The sequence below is a fragment of the Pseudomonas shahriarae genome, assembly GCF_014268455.2.
In the GTDB taxonomy this organism is placed as follows: domain Bacteria; phylum Pseudomonadota; class Gammaproteobacteria; order Pseudomonadales; family Pseudomonadaceae; genus Aquipseudomonas; species Aquipseudomonas shahriarae.
The window spans coordinates 4,420,929-4,439,801 of sequence record NZ_CP077085.1; the positions used below are offsets into that span (position 1 = coordinate 4,420,929).

11 protein-coding genes are annotated in these 18,873 nt (G+C 59.4%); 7 read left to right on the forward strand and 4 right to left on the reverse strand.

Annotated elements, in window-relative coordinates; genetic code table 11:
- Window positions 1-44 precede the first annotated feature (44 nt).
- Entirely contained in the window at window positions 45-1,820 is a 1,776-nt protein-coding gene (locus tag HU773_RS19640) for an ABC transporter transmembrane domain-containing protein (protein ID WP_164844806.1), read from the reverse strand.
- A gap of 245 nt (window positions 1,821-2,065) precedes the next feature.
- Between HU773_RS19640 and HU773_RS19645 the strand changes: the two genes are divergently transcribed.
- Window positions 2,066-2,239: a PA1571 family protein gene (locus HU773_RS19645; protein WP_032863322.1), complete on the forward strand. Its 174-nt coding sequence runs from the start codon at window positions 2,066-2,068 to the stop codon at window positions 2,237-2,239.
- Window positions 2,240-2,302: 63 nt separating this feature from the next.
- Here HU773_RS19645 and pdxB read toward each other — a convergent pair whose 3' ends face one another.
- Entirely contained in the window at window positions 2,303-3,445 is a 1,143-nt protein-coding gene (gene pdxB / locus HU773_RS19650; RefSeq protein WP_057960303.1) for a 4-phosphoerythronate dehydrogenase PdxB, read from the reverse strand.
- Window positions 3,446-3,587: 142 nt separating this feature from the next.
- Here pdxB and HU773_RS19655 point away from each other — a divergent pair, with 142 nt between their 5' ends.
- Window positions 3,588-4,973: an MATE family efflux transporter gene (locus tag HU773_RS19655; RefSeq protein WP_057438638.1), complete on the forward strand. Its 1,386-nt coding sequence runs from the start codon at window positions 3,588-3,590 to the stop codon at window positions 4,971-4,973.
- On the opposite strand, the gene tusA is transcribed toward HU773_RS19655, so the two are convergent.
- Both tusA and rlmM read right to left on the reverse strand, forming a co-directional pair.
- Entirely contained in the window at window positions 4,970-5,221 is a 252-nt protein-coding gene (gene tusA, locus HU773_RS19660) for a sulfurtransferase TusA (protein WP_057438513.1), read from the reverse strand. The genes HU773_RS19655 and tusA overlap by 4 nt on opposite strands.
- Window positions 5,222-5,244: 23 nt before the next feature.
- Window positions 5,245-6,318, reverse strand: a complete 1,074-nt coding sequence (gene rlmM / locus HU773_RS19665) for a 23S rRNA (cytidine(2498)-2'-O)-methyltransferase RlmM (RefSeq protein ID WP_186625596.1) — start codon at window positions 6,316-6,318, stop codon at window positions 5,245-5,247.
- Window positions 6,319-6,508: 190 nt separating this feature from the next.
- On the opposite strand from rlmM, the gene acnA reads away from it, so the two are divergent.
- The 5 genes from acnA to HU773_RS19690 all read left to right on the forward strand — a co-directional run bounded on the left by acnA (window position 6,509) and on the right by HU773_RS19690 (window position 18,870).
- Window positions 6,509-9,250, forward strand: a complete 2,742-nt coding sequence (acnA, locus tag HU773_RS19670; RefSeq protein WP_169989648.1) for an aconitate hydratase AcnA — start codon at window positions 6,509-6,511, stop codon at window positions 9,248-9,250.
- A gap of 148 nt (window positions 9,251-9,398) precedes the next feature.
- Window positions 9,399-10,190 carry a CPBP family intramembrane glutamic endopeptidase gene (locus HU773_RS19675; protein ID WP_057960306.1) on the forward strand — a complete coding sequence of 264 codons (792 nt, stop codon included), beginning with the start codon at window positions 9,399-9,401 and terminating at the stop codon, window positions 10,188-10,190.
- Between the two features lie 765 nt (window positions 10,191-10,955).
- The gene (gene wecB, locus HU773_RS19680) at window positions 10,956-12,110 is read left to right on the forward strand and encodes a non-hydrolyzing UDP-N-acetylglucosamine 2-epimerase (RefSeq protein ID WP_120733806.1); all 1,155 of its coding nucleotides are present in this window, start codon (window positions 10,956-10,958) and stop codon (window positions 12,108-12,110) included.
- On the forward strand, window positions 12,107-13,369 hold the full coding sequence (gene wecC, locus HU773_RS19685; protein WP_120733808.1) for a UDP-N-acetyl-D-mannosamine dehydrogenase: 1,263 nt from the start codon (window positions 12,107-12,109) through the stop codon (window positions 13,367-13,369). The genes wecB and wecC overlap by 4 nt, the downstream gene beginning before the upstream one ends.
- Before the next feature lie 14 nt (window positions 13,370-13,383).
- On the forward strand, window positions 13,384-18,870 hold the full coding sequence (locus HU773_RS19690; protein ID WP_186625598.1) for a methyltransferase domain-containing protein: 5,487 nt from the start codon (window positions 13,384-13,386) through the stop codon (window positions 18,868-18,870).
- Window positions 18,871-18,873: the final 3 nt, after the last annotated feature.

Here is an 18,873-nt window from a genome sequence, read left to right on the forward strand (position 1 = left end):
GCTTGAAGCTGCAAGTGCCCGCGTTGTGAGACGCGGGCATTTTTTTAGGGTTCGTCGTGGCCATCGCTGAATTGCAGGGCCGCCAGCCGCGCATACAGCGGGTTGCTGGCAATCAGCTGCTGATGGGTGCCCACTGCGACCAATTTCCCTTGATCCATCACCGCGATCCGGTCGGCGTTTTTTACCGTGGCCAGGCGGTGGGCGATCACCAGAGTGGTGCGCCCCTGCATCAGTTGCGGCAACGCCTGCTGGATCAAATGCTCGCTCTGCGCGTCCAAGGCACTGGTGGCCTCGTCCAGCAACAGAATGGGCGCATCCACCAGCAAGGCCCGGGCAATGGCCAGACGCTGGCGCTGACCGCCGGAAAGGCCCAGGCCGCCATCCCCCAGATGGGTCTGGTAACCGTCAGGCATTTGCAGGATGAAATCGTGGGCATGGGCAATGCGCGCCGCTTCTTCGACCTGGGCAAAACTGGCCTGCGGGTTGCCGTAGCGGATGTTGTCTTCGACGCTGCCAAAAAACAGCGCCGGGCTCTGGGACACCAAGGCAAAGCAGCGGCGCAGGTCCAGCGGGTCGAGATCGGTCAGCGGCTGGCCTTCGAGCAGCACCTGCCCCTGCTGCGGGTCATAGAAACGCAACAGCAAGTCGAACAGGGTGGACTTGCCCGCCCCGGACGGGCCGACCAGGGCCAGGGTTTCGCCAGCCTTGACGCTCAGGTTCAGGCCTTCGATGGCATAGCGGTCAGGACGCGAGGGGTAGGAGAAATACAGGTCTTGCAGCTCCAGACGGCCACTGACCCGTTGCGGCAACTTGATCGCACCAGTCGCCGGCGCCTGGATGTCATTGCTCGACTGCAACAGCTCGGCGATTCGCTCTGCCGCCCCGGCAGCCCGTTGCAACTCGCCGATCACTTCGCTCAAGGTGCCAAAGGCGCTGCCGACGATCAGGCTGTAGAACACAAAGGCCGCCAGCTCACCGCCGGAGATGCGCCCGGCAATCACATCCATGCCGCCCACCCACAGCATCACGCCGACGGCACCCAGCACCAGCACAATCACCAGGGTGATCAGCCAGGCACGCTGGACGATGCGTTTGCGCGCCGTGGTGAACGCCTCCTCCACCGTCCGCGCGAAGCGCTGCTCATCCTGCACCTGATGGTTGTAGGCCTGCACGGTCTTGATCTGGCCCAGGGTCTCGGACACGTAGCTGCCGACGTCGGCAATCCGGTCCTGGCTCTGGCGCGACAAGCTGCGCACGCGGCGACCGAAGATCAGAATCGGCGCCAGCACCAGCGGCAGCGCCACCACCACAATGCTGGTGAGCTTGGGGTTGGTGATAAACAGCAACACAATCCCGCCGATCACCATCAACGCGTTGCGCAGGAACAGCGACAAGGATGAGCCGATCACCGATTGCAGCAATGTAGTGTCGGCGGTCAAGCGCGACTGGATTTCCGAGCTGCGGTTGTGCTCGTAGAACCCCGGATGCAGGTAGATCAGGTGGTTGAACACCAGCCGACGAATGTCCGCGACCACCCGCTCGCCGATCCACGACACCAGGTAAAAGCGCGCAAACGTGCCCACCGCCAGACCCAGTACGAGGATCATGAACAGGCCGATGGACTGGTTAAGCAGGTGCGGCGATTGGGTCATAAAGCCCTGGTCCACCAACAGCCGAATACCCTGGCCCATGGACAAGGTAATGCCTGCGGTGACGATCAGCGCGAGCAAGGCGCCGACAGCCTGCCAGCGATAGGGGGCAATAAAGCGGGTGGCCAGGCGAATGGCGCGGCGTTGACGGGCTGAAAGCATGGAGAGCATCACCTGAGGAAGACACCCCCAAGCCTACACTGCAATCGGATTGAACTTGGGCAAATCACAATGAGTCAGGTTAATTATGCCCGGCAAGACTAAGCCCTAGAGGCTATCGGTCTAAACTCCGGCTGGAAATCCAGCGTGATTTCTGCTGGAGTGGGCATTCGATCCGTCGACGGGCCATGGAGTTGTAACAGCTCGGTCACGCGGGGGAATTAGAGTAGGTACACAACCTGATGAGGAGACAGGCCATGTCCTTGCAAACCAGCAGCACTGACAAAGTTGAAGTAATCCGCCAGCCACAGCAGTTGCCTTGCTCGTACATCGATGCACAGGGCCGTGAAGTGCAGATTACCGAAGAGATGATCCAGGGCGCCTGCGCCGAACTGGAGCAGAAACTGGTCAAGCCTGCCCAGCAAGGCTGATACGCCCCAGCTCTTTCAGACCCGGCCCAGGTGGCCGGGTTTTTTATGCCTGCGCTATGTCGATCAGCAAAGGCTTGCGCCCAAGCTGGTGACGAGGGCCTGCAAGGCTGCCGACTCACCGCTGATCCGCACCTTCAAGCCGTCAATCTCGCGGCGGTCCGGATAGTGCTTGCGCAGCAGGTCGAACGCCTTGCGCTGCTCCTCCACAGTGCCCACGAGGCTGCGGCGGAAATCTGCATCATCGCGCCGCGGGTCGTAGACGCTGCGGCACAGCGTCGCCAGGGCCCAGGCCGGGTCGGTGCTGGCATTGAGGTTAACCTCCGCCAGCCAAGGCTCAGGCAGCAAGTCACTCAACTGAATGCTCGCCGGCTGCCCAAGGTGCGCGCACAGCGCCTGGTAGATCTGCGCCGTGCCGCGCTGCTTGCCGTCCAGGCTGTAGCCGGCGATATGCGGGGTCGCCAGCACGCACAACTCGGCCAACTCGACATCCACTTCGGGCTCGCCTTCCCACACATCCAGCACCGCCTGCAGGTCTTCGCGGTCCAGCAACACCTCGCGCAGCGCCGCATTATCCACCACCGGGCCGCGGCTGGCGTTGATCAGCCAGGTACCCGGCTGCAACTGCTCCAGGCGCTGGCGATCCAGCAGGTGCCAGGTCGAGCCACTGCCGGATTTTTTCAGCGGGGTATGCAGGCTGATCACATCACATTGCTCGATGATCTGTTCCAGGCTGACGTAATCACCGTCTTCGGCGACCTGGCGTGGCGGATCGCAGACCAGCACTTTCCAACCCAGGCCCTTGAGCACCTTGACCAGGCGCCCGCCCACTTCACCGGCACCGACGATGCCATACGTCCGCTGGTTCAGGTCTGCGCCCTCGATTTCAGCCAGGGTCAACAGGCTCCCCAGCACATAATCCACCACCCCCCGGGCGTTGCAACCCGGCGCGCTGGACCATTGGATACCGGCCCGCTGAAAGTAATCGAGGTCCAGGTGATCGGTGCCGATGGTGCAGGTGCCGACGAACCGTACCGGCGTGCCTTCCAGCAGCGCGCGGTTGACGTTGGTCACCGAGCGCACCAGCAGCACATCGGCCTGTTCAATGGCGGCGCGGTCAATGGCCCGACCGGGCACGCGGCGGATCTCGCCAAACCCTTCGAAGAACGCATCGAGCAGCGGGATATTTTCGTCGGCAACAATCAGCATGGCAGGCTCCTTTGGCGGACCCGCAGTGTACAGGCACCAGCCTGTGGCGCGTTTACAAATCCGCTACACAGGTATTTTCCTGACCCATCCGTCAAGGCGTAGAATGCGCCGTCCTGAGTTCTCCCTTATCGGACATCTGTACGTGAACACTGCCACCACAACCCTCTCCCGCCCTGCCCGCGTTCGCCGGGAAGTCCACAGCCTGCTGGCGCTGGCCCTGCCGATCATGATCGGGCAACTGGCAACCACCGCCATGGGTTTTGTCGATGCGGTGATGGCCGGGCGCGTCAGTGCGCGAGACCTGGCGGCAGTGGCCCTGGGCAACTCCATCTGGATTCCGGTGTATCTGTTGATGACCGGCACCTTGCTGGCCACCACCCCCAAAGTCGCGCAGCGCTTTGGCGCCGGCAGCCACGCCGAGATCGGCCCGCTGGTGCGCCAGGCGTTGTGGTTGGCGCTGGTGGTGGGAGGCACCGCGTCATTGCTGCTGATCAGTGCCGAACCGATCCTGCATGCGATGAACGTCGATCCCGAGCTGATCGCCCCCTGCATGGGCTACCTGCACGGCATCGCGGCGGGCATGCCGGCGGTGGCGCTGTACTACGTGCTGCGCTGCTTCAGTGACGGCCTGGGCCGCACGCGCCCAAGCATGCTCCTCGGCCTGGGCGGGCTGGCGTTGAATATTCCGTTGAACTACGTGTTCATCTATGGCCATTTCGGTGTGCCGGCCATGGGCGGCGTGGGCTGCGGCTGGGCCACCGGGATTGTGATGTGGGCAATGATGCTGGGCTTCGTCGGGTGGACCCGCTGGGCCCCGGCCTATCACGCCAGCGAGCTGTTCAAACGCTTCGACTGGCCGAAATGGTCGGTGATCAAGCGTATCCTGAGCATCGGCCTGCCGATTGGCATCGCCGTATTTGCCGAGTCGAGCATCTTTGCGGTGATCGCCCTGCTGATCGGCAGCCTGGGCGCAACCGTGGTCGCCGGGCATCAGATCGCCCTGAACTTCAGTTCCCTGGTGTTCATGATCCCCTACTCCCTGAGCATGGCCGTGACCGTGCGGGTCGGCCAGGCCCTGGGCCGTGGCGAACCCCGTGAAGCGCGCTTCGCCGCTGGCGTGGGGATGGGCACCGCACTGGCCTATGCCTGCCTATCGTGCAGCCTGATGCTGTTGTTTCGCGAGCAGATCGCCACGATCTACACCGCCGACCCGCAGGTGGTCCAGGTGGCGGCGATGCTGATTGTGTTTGCGGCGCTGTTCCAGTTCTCGGATGCGATCCAGGTGACGGCCGCCGGCGCGTTGCGTGGCTACCAGGACACCCGGGTGACCATGGTCCTGACCCTGTTCGCCTATTGGGGCTTGGGCCTGCCGGTGGGTTACTTGCTGGGGCTGACCGACTGGCTGGGCCAGCCCAGCGGCCCGAGCGGCTTGTGGCAGGGCCTGATCGTCGGCCTCAGTTGCGCGGCGGCGATGCTGGTGGTGCGCCTGGCACGCAGTGCGCGCAAGCGCATCCGCACGGCGGTTTAAGCGAGCTTCTTGCGGATCCAGTACAGGTAAGTCCCCGCCTCTTCGCGCTGTTCCACCAGTTCATGGTCCAGGAACACACAGAACTTGGGGATATCGCGGCGGGTCGAGGGATCGGTCGCGATCACCTTGAGCAGGCCGCCGGGCGCCAGGTCGCGGATGTGCTGGTGCAGCATCATTACCGGCTCCGGGCAGTTGAGGCCGGTGGCGTCGAGGGTGCCGTCGACGGCAGGGTCAAAAATGTCGCTCATCACTCACTCCTACAAGGTCGTCTTTAGCGGGCCTTGGGTTTCTTTACGTCCAGGCGGCGCAGGTGGCAGGTCACTTCCTCACGGTCGTGGTACAGCTGCTTGCAACCGATTTCTACCCGGATGCCCCGCGCCTTGAAGCCTTCTTCGATGCGCTCCAGCAGGCGTTTTACTTCGGCGTAGCGCTGTTTCATCGGCAACTTGAGGTTGACCACCGCTTCGCGGCAATGCCCCTCGCCAATCCAGGTTTCCAGCAGGGCCGCGTTACGCGCCGGTTTCTCGACGATATCGCAGACCATCCAGTCCACCGGCTGCTTGGGGGTGAAGGTAAAACCATCCGCCATCAAGTGTTGCACCAGGCCGGTGTCCATCAGGCTTTCGGCCATGGGGCCGTTATCAATCGCCGTCACCAGCATGCCGCGATTGACCAACTGCCAGGTCCAGCCGCCTGGCGCTGCGCCGAGGTCTATGCCGGTCATGTCGCCGTGCAGGCGCTCGTCCCACTGGTCGCGGGGGATAAAGTGGTGCCATGCCTCCTCCAGCTTCAAGGTCGAGCGGCTGGGCGCGTCACGAGGGAACTTCAGGCGCGGGATGCCCATCGGCCACATCGCCGAGTTGTTTGACTCGGCCAGGCCCATAAACACTTCGCGACCGCTCTTGAAGGTCAGCAGCAGGCGCGGCTTGCTCGGGTCTTCGACCAGTTTGTCGGCGGCCAGCAGGGCCTTGCGCAGATGCACTTCGAATTTCTTGCAGAAGTTCGACAGTTCCTTGCCGTCGTTGGTATCGACCATCTCCAGCCACAGGCTGCCGCACACCGGGAAATCCCGCAGGTGCGCGAGGATCACGCTGATGCGGTCGGTTTCCGGCAAGTCGATGAACACCCCGCGCGCCCACTGCCTTGGGAAGATCAGCTCGGCAAAGCGTTGGCCGCGCATCAGGCGCTGGGCGCCGTCTTCTTCGGTGCAGACAAATTCGGCGCAGGCGCTGCCGGTCTTGGCCTTGGCATAGCCGGAAACGTTCAGGCGCGCGGCGTGTTCCGCGATCTCGGAACAGACTTCGCCTTCAAAACCCGGGCGGCAGTGCATAAAAAGGGTGTTCATTGAATCTCCTGGCAACTGGCTTGCTCTATCGCAATGCCTGTCATGAAAACGCGCGCATGATAGCTGAGTTCGGAACCTTGGACTTGCCCATAGAGTCCAGTAATTAGCCTGCTACTGAAAACCGGGCTAGCTTATAAGCTCTGTTCGTCCCGTCAGGTCCGTAGCCGTGCGGACCATAAGGAGTCATGTAATGTCATCCGTTGATAGCCTGAGAACCCTTAAGACCCTGCAGATCGACAGCAAGACCTACCACTACTTCAGCCTGCCCGAAGCCGCCAAGAGCCTGGGAGACCTGGACAAGTTGCCGATGTCCCTCAAGGTGCTGCTGGAAAACCTGCTGCGCTGGGAGGACGACAAAACCGTCACCGGCGCCGACCTCAAGGCCCTTGCCGCCTGGCTCAAGGAGCGCCGCTCCGATCGCGAAATACAGTACCGCCCGGCCCGGGTATTGATGCAGGACTTTACCGGCGTACCCGCCGTGGTCGACCTGGCCGCCATGCGCGCCGCCGTGGCCAAGGCCGGTGGCGATCCGCAGCGCATCAACCCGCTGTCGCCGGTGGACCTGGTGATTGACCACTCGGTGATGGTCGACAAGTTCGGCAATGCCGACGCCTTCGAGCAAAACGTCGATATCGAAATGCAGCGCAACGGCGAACGTTATGCGTTCCTGCGCTGGGGCCAGAGCGCCTTTGATAATTTCAGCGTCGTGCCGCCGGGTACCGGCATCTGTCACCAGGTCAACCTGGAGTACCTGGGCCGCACCGTGTGGACCAAGGACGAAGATGGCCGCACCTACGCCTTCCCCGACACCCTGGTGGGCACCGACTCCCACACCACCATGATCAACGGCCTCGGTGTGCTGGGCTGGGGCGTGGGCGGTATCGAGGCAGAAGCAGCGATGCTCGGCCAGCCGGTGTCGATGCTGATCCCGGAAGTGATCGGCTTCAAGCTCACCGGCAAATTGAAAGAAGGCATCACCGCCACCGACCTGGTACTGACGGTCACGCAGATGCTGCGTAAAAAAGGCGTAGTGGGCAAGTTCGTCGAGTTCTATGGCGACGGCCTCGCCGACCTTCCCCTGGCCGACCGCGCCACCATCGCCAACATGGCCCCGGAATACGGCGCCACCTGCGGCTTTTTCCCAGTGGATGACGTGACCCTGGACTACCTGCGCCTGTCGGGCCGGCCTGCCGCCACCGTCAAGCTGGTCGAGGCCTATACCAAGGCCCAGGGCCTGTGGCGCAACGCCGGTGAAGAACCAGTGTTCACCGACAGCCTGGCCCTCGACATGGGCACTGTCGAGGCCAGCCTGGCCGGGCCGAAACGCCCACAGGACCGGGTCTCGCTGCCGGATGTGAGCCAGGCCTTCAGCGACTTCCTCGACTTGCAGTTCAAGCCTGCCAGCAAGGAAGAAGGTCGCCTGGAAAGTGAAGGCGGTGGCGGTGTTGCGGTGGGCAATGCCGACCTGGTGGGTGAAGCCGACTACGACTTCGAAGGCCAGACCTATCGCCTGAAAAACGGCGCGGTGGTGATTGCGGCGATTACTTCGTGCACCAACACCTCCAACCCGAGCGTGATGATGGCCGCCGGCCTGGTCGCGAAAAAAGCCGTGGAAAAGGGCCTGAGCCGCAAGCCCTGGGTAAAGAGCTCGCTGGCGCCAGGCTCCAAGGTGGTCACCGACTACTACAACGCCGCCGGCCTGACCCCCTACCTGGACCAACTGGGCTTCGACCTGGTGGGCTATGGCTGCACCACCTGCATCGGCAACTCCGGGCCGCTGCCTGAGCCTATCGAGAAAGCCATTCAGCAAGCCGACCTGACGGTAGCGTCGGTGCTGTCCGGCAACCGAAACTTCGAAGGCCGCGTGCACCCGCTGGTGAAAACCAACTGGCTGGCCTCGCCACCGCTGGTGGTGGCCTATGCCCTGGCCGGGACCGTGCGCATTGATATCAGCAGCGAGCCCCTCGGTACCGGCAAGGATGGCCAGCCGGTCTACCTGCGCGATATCTGGCCCAGCAGCCAGGAGATCGCCGACGCGGTGGCCCAGGTCAGCACCGGCATGTTCCACAAGGAATACGCCGAGGTGTTTGCCGGTGACGCACAGTGGCAAGCCATTGAAGTGCCGCAGGCCGCAACCTATGTGTGGCAGGAAGACTCCACCTATATCCAGCACCCGCCGTTTTTCGATGACATCGCCGGGCCGCTGCCGGTGATCAAGGATGTGCAGGGCGCCAATATCCTGGCGCTGCTTGGCGACTCGGTGACCACCGACCACATCTCCCCTGCCGGCAATATCAAGGCCGACAGCCCTGCCGGACGCTACCTGCGCGAACAGGGTGTGGAACCGCGGGACTTCAACTCCTACGGCTCGCGCCGCGGCAACCATGAAGTGATGATGCGCGGCACCTTCGCCAACATCCGCATCCGCAACGAAATGCTCGGCGGCGAAGAAGGGGGCAACACCCTCTACATTCCTACCGGCGAGAAGATGCCGATCTACGATGCGGCCATGAAATACCAGGCATCCGGCACGCCATTGGTGGTGATCGCCGGCCAGGAATACGGCACCGGCTCCAGCCGCGACTGGGCCGCCAAGGGCACCAACTTGCTGGGGGTCAAGGCGGTGATCGCCGAGAGCTTCGAGCGCATCCACCGCTCCAACCTGGTGGGCATGGGCGTGCTGCCGTTGCAGTTCAAGCTGGACCAGAACCGCAAGGCCCTGCAGCTGACCGGCAAGGAGAAGATCGACATCCTCGGCCTGACCCATGCCGAGATCGAGCCACGCATGAACCTGACGCTGGTGATTACCCGCGAAGATGGCCGCAGCGAGAAAGTCGAGGTGCTGTGCCGGATCGACACCCTCAATGAAGTTGAGTACTTCAAGGCGGGCGGGATTCTGCACTATGTACTGCGTCAGTTGATTGCTTCATAACGCGTAAAGCCAGACAAAACACCGCCTACGGGCGGTGTTTTCATTTTTGCCTCCAGGTCCCGCCGCTATAATACGCACCCGTTGCAGGAACCGGCTTGCCGGTTCCTGCAAAAGCAATTGCGTCATTTTTACGTCACAAGGATTTTCAATGCCCGCTTTACCCTGGCTGTACCTGGCACTTCTATCCATCGGCTATGCACTGGCCCTGGCCTACGGGCAACTGGGTTTACTGGCCCTGGTGTCCATCGGCCTCTTGCTGGTGGCAGGTTACGCCGTGCGCCAACAACACATCCCATGGGCCCGCTACCTCGGCCATGGCCTGTTCATTGTATTGGCCCTCGGCCTGGCGATGCACTGGCTGCCCGGTTTCTACAACGGTCGCGGCATCGACCCGCAGCGCTTCAGCGCCGATGCCGTGCCCTTCTCGATGTACCTGAACCAGGACAAACCGCTGATCGGTTTCTGGCTGCTGCTGGTCTGCCCGTGGATCGTCGCTCGCCGCCCGTTGCGCCTGTCGATCTATGCCACGGCCCTGGCCTTGACCCTGACCACCATCGCCGCCCTCGGCGGGGCGGTGCTTCTGGGCATTATCAGTTGGGCGCCCAAATGGCCGGACCAGGCCTGGCTCTGGGTGTTGAACAACCTGTTACTGGTGACCCTGGTTGAGGAGGCACTGTTTCGCGGCTATATCCAGGGCGGCCTGAGCCGGCGCTTCAAGCAACTGCCTTATGGCGAAAACCTCGCCTTGCTGCTGGCCTCGCTGCTGTTTGGCCTGGTGCATGTGGGCGCGGGTTGGCAATGGGTGCTGCTGGCCAGTATCGCCGGCGCGGGGTATGGCCTGGCCTACCGCTTCGGCGGCCTGGGCGCGGCGATCGCCACACACTTTGGTTTGAATCTGCTGCATTTCGGGTTGTTTAGCTACCCGATGCTGGCGGGTTGATCTTCGATCAAAACCACAATCGCGCCTGACCTGAGGGCTGGACAACAGACTCCGCCCACTGTTGTCCAGCCCAAGGGATGTGGCTGTATGAGCAGTTGTCCCGTGAAGGGAAATACCACGCCAAAACCCTGCTATCGCCTCATACAGAAGGAAAGCAGGACCTCCACTAGGATGGTTGAAAGCGCCCGCTGCCAGAGCCATAGCCTTTCAGTATTGAAAAGCCATACCCGCCTGCCGCACTCCCAGACTCGATATTGGTCAGACAATTCATTTTTTTGTAATTTTTTTTGTCTGAGCTTTACCAAGAGAAATTGAAAACGCCAGCTACGTAAAATCTTCAATAACATCAGAAAAATCGCACATCTATCGAGACTTTTGCCCGAATGTGCACGTTTTTCACTAGCAAAAGGACAACATTTGTTAGCAGTCAACGCAGAGCTTGTAAAGTGAAAAGTTTGTGAATTTGTTAGTGGCACAACAAATTCAAAATGATATCTTCCGTGCTGCGTAGGCGGTTCCAGCAAAATTGCCAGTGAAAAGATATAAAAAAATCTTCATGCGCCAGTTATGGAGTTGTCACGAGCACGGAGTGCCCAAAAGCTACGCCTCTTGCCCTCCCACCTATGCATTTTCAGTTGCGCAGAACCGCATCTGCGGTCTGCTGCAGACGTTTTTTACCATTGGAATGGATTCTAGTGACGTGCCAACAAGCGCGTCGCATCCTGACATTGGCTCACCGCTAAATCTGTGAAGAAGTGTTCATATATGCCCCTCAAGACGCTGTCCATTTTCGGGACCCGGCCCGAAGCCATAAAAATGGCCCCTTTGGTTCTGGAACTGGCAAGCGACCCTCGTTTTGAGTCGAGGGTGTGCGTCACCGCGCAGCACCGTGAGATGCTCGACCAAGTGCTTGAACTATTCGAGCTGACGCCCGACTTCGACTTGAACATCATGAAAGCCGGGCAAACACTGACAGACGTGACGACGGCGATTATTCAAGGGCTCAAACCCATCCTTGAAGACTTCAAGCCCGATGTGATCCTTGTTCATGGCGACACCGCCACTACCTTCGCCGCCAGCCTGGCCGCCTATTACCAACAAGTCCCGATTGCCCATGTCGAGGCAGGCCTGCGTACCAACGACCTCTATTCGCCATGGCCCGAAGAAGGCAACCGGCGGTTAACAGGTACTCTTGCTGCCCTCCATTTTGCGCCCACTGAAACATCGCGGCAGAACCTGCTGAAAGAAGGAGTCGCCTCCTCGGCCATTCACGTTACCGGCAACACCGTGATTGATGCCCTGCTCAGCGTGGTCGATCGTTTAAGTAGTCCAGCTTCGCCACTCCAAGCGCAATTCGAGGAGCAGTTTGCATTCTTGCCTCGTGACAAGCGCATGGTGTTGATCACCGGCCATCGGCGCGAAAACTTCGGTGGCGGTTTCGAGCGTATTTGCCAAGCGCTGGTCAACACTGCCCAGCAATTCCCCGATGTTGAGTTCGTATACCCGGTGCACCTGAACCCGAACGTTCGTGAACCCGTAAAACGCCTGCTAGCTGGTATCAACAACGTGCATCTGATCGAACCACTGGATTATCTGCCGTTCGTTTACCTGATGACGCGCTCTTACGTGATCCTTACCGACTCCGGCGGTATCCAGGAAGAAGCACCTGCCTTGGGCAAACCTGTCCTGGTGATGCGTGACACGACTGAACGCCCCGAAGCCGTCGAAGCCGGCACAGTGAAGCTGGTTGGCACAGAAGTGGACTCCATCACCCACCACCTCAGCGAATTGCTGAGCGACGAAGTGGCTTATCAAAAAATGAGTTTTGCCCATAACCCTTATGGCGACGGTAAGGCTTGTGCACACATCCGTGAGGCGCTGATGGTTTTGGTCGCTCAACGAAACGAGGCAGCAGCATGAGTTTCTCCCGCATTTCGGTCATTGGACTTGGTTACATCGGCCTGCCCACAGCAGCCATTTTCGCCTCACGCAAGAAGCAAGTCATTGGCGTTGATGTCAATCAGCGCGCTGTAGACATCATCAATCGTGGCGAGATTCATATCGTCGAGCCCGATCTTGATATGTTGGTTCATGCCGCCGTCACCGAAGGTTACCTGCGGGCAACGACGGTACCTGAACCGGCCGATGCGTTCCTGATTGCGGTTCCAACACCCTTCAAGGAAAACCACGAGCCGGACCTGGGCTACATCGAGGCGGCAAGCAAGTCGATTGCCAGCGTCTTGAAAAAGAATGACTTGGTTATCCTGGAGTCAACCTCCCCTGTCGGAGCGACGGAGTGCATGGCCGAGTGGCTTGCCCAAGCTCGCCCGGACCTGACCTTCCCGGCCACCCATGGCGAAGATTCCGACATCCGTATCGCGCACTGTCCTGAGCGTGTGTTGCCAGGCCATGTCTTGCGGGAACTGGTTGCCAACGATCGCATCATTGGCGGTATGACCCCCAAGTGCTCCAACGCCGCCGTGAGTCTTTACCGCGCGTTTGTCGAGGGCGAGTGCATTATCACCGACACCCGCACGGCCGAGATGTGCAAGCTCACCGAGAACAGCTTTCGTGACGTCAACATCGCGTTCGCCAACGAACTGTCAATGATTTGCGCCGAACTGGAAATCAACCCGTGGGAGTTGATCCGCCTGGCCAACCACCACCCTCGGGTCAATATCCTGCAGCCCGGCCCCGGCGTCGGTGGTCACTGTATCGCGGTCGACCCCTGGTTCATCGTCAGCAAAACCCCAGAGCTGGCCCGCTTGATCCGTAGTGCCCGCGAAGTCAATGACCAGAAGCCGCAGTGGGTCGTTCAACAAGTGAAACTGGCCGTGGCCGACTATTTGCTGAGCCATCCGGAACAGTCCGCCAGCACCGTGCAGATCGCGTGCTATGGCTTGGCTTTCAAGCCAGACATCGATGACTTGCGTGAAAGCCCAGCCCTCAACATCGCCCGACAGTTGAGCGATGAACTGGGCGTGACGCTACAGCTCATCGAACCCAACATTCAGGAGCTGCCTGAAAAGTTGGCCGCGCATCAGTTGGTAGACACTGACTATGCCCTGGACAGCGCGCACATTCACGTATTGCTGGTCAAGCACCGTGAATTCAAAGAGATGGCAAAAATGCGAGATGGCGCCGTTGTAATCGATGCTGCTGGCGTGTTTGCTGCCTGAGAAGAGAATTAAAGATGACTAGCGTCCAACTCCCCACGCCGCCGGAAGCCCCTACAGCCCTGGCAGACATTCACGACCGTGTAATGGAGGCCTACTACGGGAAGTTGGGCGAGCATTTCATGCGCGAAACCCAGGCACGTATCCATTGGATCTGTGCACAGGTTTCGGGCAAGAAGGTACTCGATGTAGGTTGCTCACAGGGCATCGTGCCGCTATTGCTGGCCCGCGAGGGCTGCGACGTGATCGGTGTCGACACCAGCCCCCAGGCTATTGAAGAAGCCAAATCGTACATGGCGGCCGAGCCGTCCCATGTACAGGCCAAAGTCTCCTACGTGAACGCGGATTTCCTGTCCCTGAACGTCGAGGATGCTGAACCCGACACCATCGTCATCAGCGAAGTACTCGAACACCTCGTACGTCCGGAAATGTTTGTCGAGAAAGCTGCCTCGCTACTCAAGCCCGACGGGCGACTGATCATCACCGTGCCATTCGGGGTAAATGATTTCATCGACCACAAGCACACGTTCTACCTGCTTGAGCCCTTCCGCCTGCTGAACGAATACCTGCACATCACCCAGATCAAAGTACTGGGCAAGTGGCTGGGCATGGTGGCGGTCAAAAAAACCGACGCCACCGCCCCTTCCCCCGTGCAGTTGGATATGGCCCAGGTACAAAACCTGGAAAAAGCCTTCGAAGCGATCGAACGCAACCTGCAGAACAGCCTGTCCAACACCAGCAAGAACCTGACCGAAGCCAACAAGAAATACCGTGCGGCCACCGAGCAAATTGCCCAGCTCAAGCCCAAGGCACAACAGGTGGAAGAACTCACGAAAAAAAATCTTGCCCAGGAGGCAATGCTTGCCGAGCAGGCTGATATCAAGCTGCGCCTGGACGAGGCGAACAAAAAATACCGCGTGGCCACCGAGCAGGTGCAACAGCTCAAGTCACAATTAACTGAACTGGAAAACACCAAAAAGGCCCGTCTTGAGCAGAATGATAAAGAGCTCACAGACCTGCATGCCCGACTTGAAAACACCCAGGAACAATTGCAGCACACCCAAACCCAGCACGAGTTGCTCAAGGCACAAGTAGCAGCCTTGCAAACAGAAAACCAGTCAGCGGTCGAACAACAAGACCAGCAACTGATAGAGCTGCATGCGCTCACCCAGCAATTGCAGACCCTTGCCTCCCAGAACGCTCGGCTGCAGGAGTTGGTGACCGAAGAACAATCGGGGCGCCATCAGGCAGAGACCGCACTCATCAGCATCAACCATGATGCCGAACAACAGCTGCACGCCCACGAAGCCATCCAGGCACGGCTGGAAGAAGATATCGACACGCTGCTACTGCAAGTCGATGACCTGACAAATCTCCATGCACAGGAAATGCAGGAGCTGAACAGCCAGCTCAAGGAGTGCCGCGCGCGCATTACCGAGCTGTCCGGCCACCTTGAACAAGAACGCGCCATCCGCCCACTGCTGGAGAACGAACTGGCCACCTGCGAAGCCCATGTGGCGCAGTTGGACAGAGAGCTGCAGGTCAAGACCGACCAGCATCTAACTATCACCAACCAGCTTGAAGCCGAACGCGCAACCCGACAAAACCTGGAGTTGAGCCTCAACCAACTTGAGCATCAATCCCAGGAGGCTCTGCTGCAACGAGACAAGCTCACGACGGCCCTGCAGCAACAGACCTGCGCCCTGGAAGAGCTTCGCCAGCAAAATGCCGACCTGCAAGAACAGGTGCAACTGGAGTTGTCCAGTCGCGAGGCTGCCGAGCAATTGCTTGCCACCACGCAGGAGCAATGGGATGACGCTCGCCTGCGCATGGAAAGCGAGCTGCAGTCTTCAAAAGGCTGGCTTGAGGCCGCCAATCAAAAGTATCGCGAAGCCACGGGTACGCAGATCCCTCATCTGAAAAGCAATCTTGAAAAACTGCTTGGACAAACCGCCGCCCAGCAGCAAAAGATCGAAGAGCTCAACGACAACCTGCATCGTGCCAATGCCAAACGCCATCTGGCAGAGCAGCGCCTGATCAAAACCCGCTCAAGCCTTACCTACCAGCTGGGTTATCAACTAAAGGCCAGCGGCAGCTCGCTGGGCGGCATCATTCGCTTGCCAGGCACCTTGTTCAACCTGTACCGCCAGGCCAGCAAAACCCGCAAAGACACAGCCCAGAAAGCCATTGGTTTTGACGGCCCGTCAGCGCTGCTGCCTGCGCCACAACACATCGCCAAAACAGACGTCGCCTTGCCCGCAGCACTCGCCGACACCGAGTATGTGCGCAACTGCTTGCTCAACCACGAGCAGGGCAATGCCGCATCCTTGAAAGTCGCCTGTGTGATGGACGAGTTCACCTACGGCTCATACCGCCATGAATGCAACCTGCTGCAACTGACCCCTGCGGATTGGCAGGAGCAACTGCAGCAATTCCAGCCCGAACTGGTGTTTATCGAATCAGCCTGGCGCGGCAAAGATGACTTGTGGGGCAGCAAAGTCGGCCATAACAGCCACGAACTGCAAGACATCCTTAAATGGTGCAAAGACCACAAGGTACCCTCGGTTTTCTGGAACAAAGAGGATCCGGTCCACTTCGAGACCTTCTTGTCTACCGCCAAACAGTTCGACTTCGTGTTCACTACCGACATCGACTGCATTCATCGCTACAAGGGTGCGCTCGGACATGATCGGGTGTATCTGTTGCCGTTCGCCTGCCAACCGGCGGTGCACAACCCGGTTGAACTGTACGAGCGTAAAGATGCGTTTTGCTTCGCTGGCGCCTACTACACCCGTTACCCCGACCGTACCCGCGACCTGGGTAATTTTGTCAGCGAACTGCCGAACTTCCGTCCGCTGGAAATTTTCGACCGCAACTTTGGCAAGAACGACCCCAACTACCAGTTCCCCGAGCAATACCAGCCGTACATCGTTGGTACGTTGAGCTTCGAGCAGATCGACCGCGCCTACAAAGGCTACCGTTACGCGATCAACCTCAACTCGATCAAGCAGTCGCAGTCAATGTTCGCCCGCCGAGTGTTTGAATTGCTTGGCTCCAACACCGTGACAGTCAGCAACTTCTCCCGCGGTGTGCGCCTGTTGTTTGGCGACCTGGTGATCACCACCGACAGCGGCCCGGAAATGCTGCGCCGCCTGAACACACTGGCAGGTAACGAACGCGACAGTGACAAGCTGCGCCTGGCTGCCCTGCGCAAAGTGATGCAAGAACACACCTATGGGCACCGCCTCAACTATGTGATGAGCAAAGTGACCGGCAAGGCCCAGGAAGAAAGCCAGCCGCGCATTTGCATTATCGCCGATGCCGCCAACAGCGCCGAAGTCGAAGCCCTGACCCAGCACCTGCTTCGTCAGCGCTACACCAACGTGAGCATGCATGTCGTCGTCAACGACACCGTCGGCAAAACTGCAGTCAAAGACCCACGGATAAAACTGATCTCGCGCAAACAGCTGAAAAAAACCAGCCTTGGTGAACTGGCCGGTGATGCGCCGTGGTTCGCGGCCATGGCCAGCGAGGACTACTACGGCCCGAACTACCTGCTCGATATGGTCCTGGCGACGCGCTACAACCAGGCTGAAGTCATCGGTAAAGTTGCCCACTATGTGCGCAAGGATGACGGCATCCATTTGCAGAACCCAGGTCAGGCTTATCGTCGCCCGGCCAGCATTGCTGCGCGCGCCGCACTGATCAAAACCGCACTGATTGCCGAGCAACAAACCAGCGAGTGGCTCAAAACCCTGCCGAAGTTGAACTACGAGTTCGAGCAATCACTGGCGATCGATGCGTTCAACTACTGCCGAAACGCCGCGGGTGCCCGCGGGCAAGACGTGACGGAGGTCGTAGACGACCTCAATCTGTACACCGGCATCGGCATTGACGAGCTGCAACGCCGTGCCGAAGCCATTGAACCGCTCAAGGTCAGCCACACCAGCGCAGAGATCTGCGGGCGTGACCTGGCCGCAATGTTCGGACCGATTCGTAGCAAGCATCTGGAAGAACACATTGACGTAGATACCTGGCAGATCAGCTCTTCGCTCGCCGATGGCAAGCATGAGTACCAGTACGCCAAGACGGATTTGCCTGTCGCCGAATTGGCGTCGGGTGAACAACTCAAACTGTTCCTTGACGCCACCCCTGGCCTGAACATCCAGTTGGTCGTGCTGTTCCTCGATGCCCAGAAACAACGCATCAGTCATGTCATGCAACACGCCAACCGCAACCAGACCAGCGATATCCCGCCAGAGGCCGCCTTCATTCGCCTGGGCATCCGTGCCTATGCCAATGGCAGCGCCGGTATCAAGGCACTGGTCCTGGGGCACCGCGATCTGCAGCCATCGGAAATGCTCGCCAAATCCGAATACCTGCTGTTGACCAACCATTACCCGGCCTATGACGACCTGTACCGCAACGGTTTCGTCCACACCCGCGTCACCGCCTATCAGGAACGTGGCGTCAACGTGGACGTATTCCGCCTGCGCAAGAACGAAGCGGTCAGCTATCACGAGTTTGAAAACGTCGACGTCATGACCGGCTCCCAGGCCACCCTGGCGAAGATGCTGGAGTCGGGTGCCTACAAGACCATCCTGGTTCACTTCCTCGACCCAGACATGTGGGAAGTCCTGCGCCGACACCTGAACACCACCAAGGTCATCGTATGGGTCCACGGCGCCGAGATCCAACCGTGGTGGCGCCGCGAATACAACTTCACCACCGATGAACAACTGGCCCTGGGCAAACTCGACAGCGACAAGCGCATGAGCTTCTGGCGCAACCTGCTGCAACCCATGCCGGCCAACCTGAAACTGGTGTTTGTATCCCGCTACTTCGCCGAAGAAGTGATGGAAGACCTCGGCTTCCGCCTGCCAGAAAACCAGTACGAGATCATTCATAACCCGATCAACACCGAGCTGTTTTCTTATGTGGAAAAGCCGGTTGAACAGCGTAAGAAGATCTTGTCGATTCGGCCGTATGCGTCAGCAAAATACGCGAACGACCTCAGCGTTACAGCCATCGAGTTGCTCTCCGAAAAGCCCTACTTCTCCGAACTGGAGTTCCACATGATTGGGGATGGAGTCCTGTTTGAAGAAACTCTGGCACCACTGCGCAAGTTCCCGAACGTGAAAATCGAAAGGCGGTTCATGAAGCACGCAGAGATTGCAGCCTTGCACAAAGAGTATGGCTTCTTCCTCTGCCCTACCCGAATGGACGCTCAGGGGGTGTCGCGGGATGAGGCTATGGCGTCGGGGTTGATTCCTGTAACTAACGGGGTCACTGCCATTCCAGAGTTTGTAGATGAGGCGTGTGGAGTTCTTGCATTGGCTGACGATGCTGAGCTCATGGCACAAGGTATTGCTCGAATTATCGAAACCCCTTCGTTATTTACAAAAATATCAAAGGCTGCTCGCGAGCGGGTGGAGAAACAAACTTCATTGAGCACGATTATTCAACAAGAACTCACTCTGGTGAGTAAGGCTAAAGCTCAATGACTT

Excerpts from the sequence above, each read along its gene's own strand:
- HU773_RS19640 (WP_164844806.1), bottom strand. The coding sequence starts at position 1,820 with ATGCTCTCCATGCTTTCAGCCCGTCAACGCCGCGCCATTCGCCTGGCC.
- HU773_RS19645 (WP_032863322.1), top strand. The coding sequence starts at position 2,066 with ATGTCCTTGCAAACCAGCAGCACTGACAAAGTTGAAGTAATCCGCCAG.
- pdxB (WP_057960303.1), bottom strand. The coding sequence starts at position 3,445 with ATGCTGATTGTTGCCGACGAAAATATCCCGCTGCTCGATGCGTTCTTC.
- tusA (WP_057438513.1), bottom strand. The coding sequence starts at position 5,221 with ATGAGCGACATTTTTGACCCTGCCGTCGACGGCACCCTCGACGCCACC.
- rlmM (WP_186625596.1), bottom strand. The coding sequence starts at position 6,318 with ATGAACACCCTTTTTATGCACTGCCGCCCGGGTTTTGAAGGCGAAGTC.
- acnA (WP_169989648.1), top strand. The coding sequence starts at position 6,509 with ATGTCATCCGTTGATAGCCTGAGAACCCTTAAGACCCTGCAGATCGAC.
- HU773_RS19675 (WP_057960306.1), top strand. The coding sequence starts at position 9,399 with ATGCCCGCTTTACCCTGGCTGTACCTGGCACTTCTATCCATCGGCTAT.
- wecB (WP_120733806.1), top strand. The coding sequence starts at position 10,956 with ATGCCCCTCAAGACGCTGTCCATTTTCGGGACCCGGCCCGAAGCCATA.
- wecC (WP_120733808.1), top strand. The coding sequence starts at position 12,107 with ATGAGTTTCTCCCGCATTTCGGTCATTGGACTTGGTTACATCGGCCTG.
- HU773_RS19690 (WP_186625598.1), top strand. The coding sequence starts at position 13,384 with ATGACTAGCGTCCAACTCCCCACGCCGCCGGAAGCCCCTACAGCCCTG.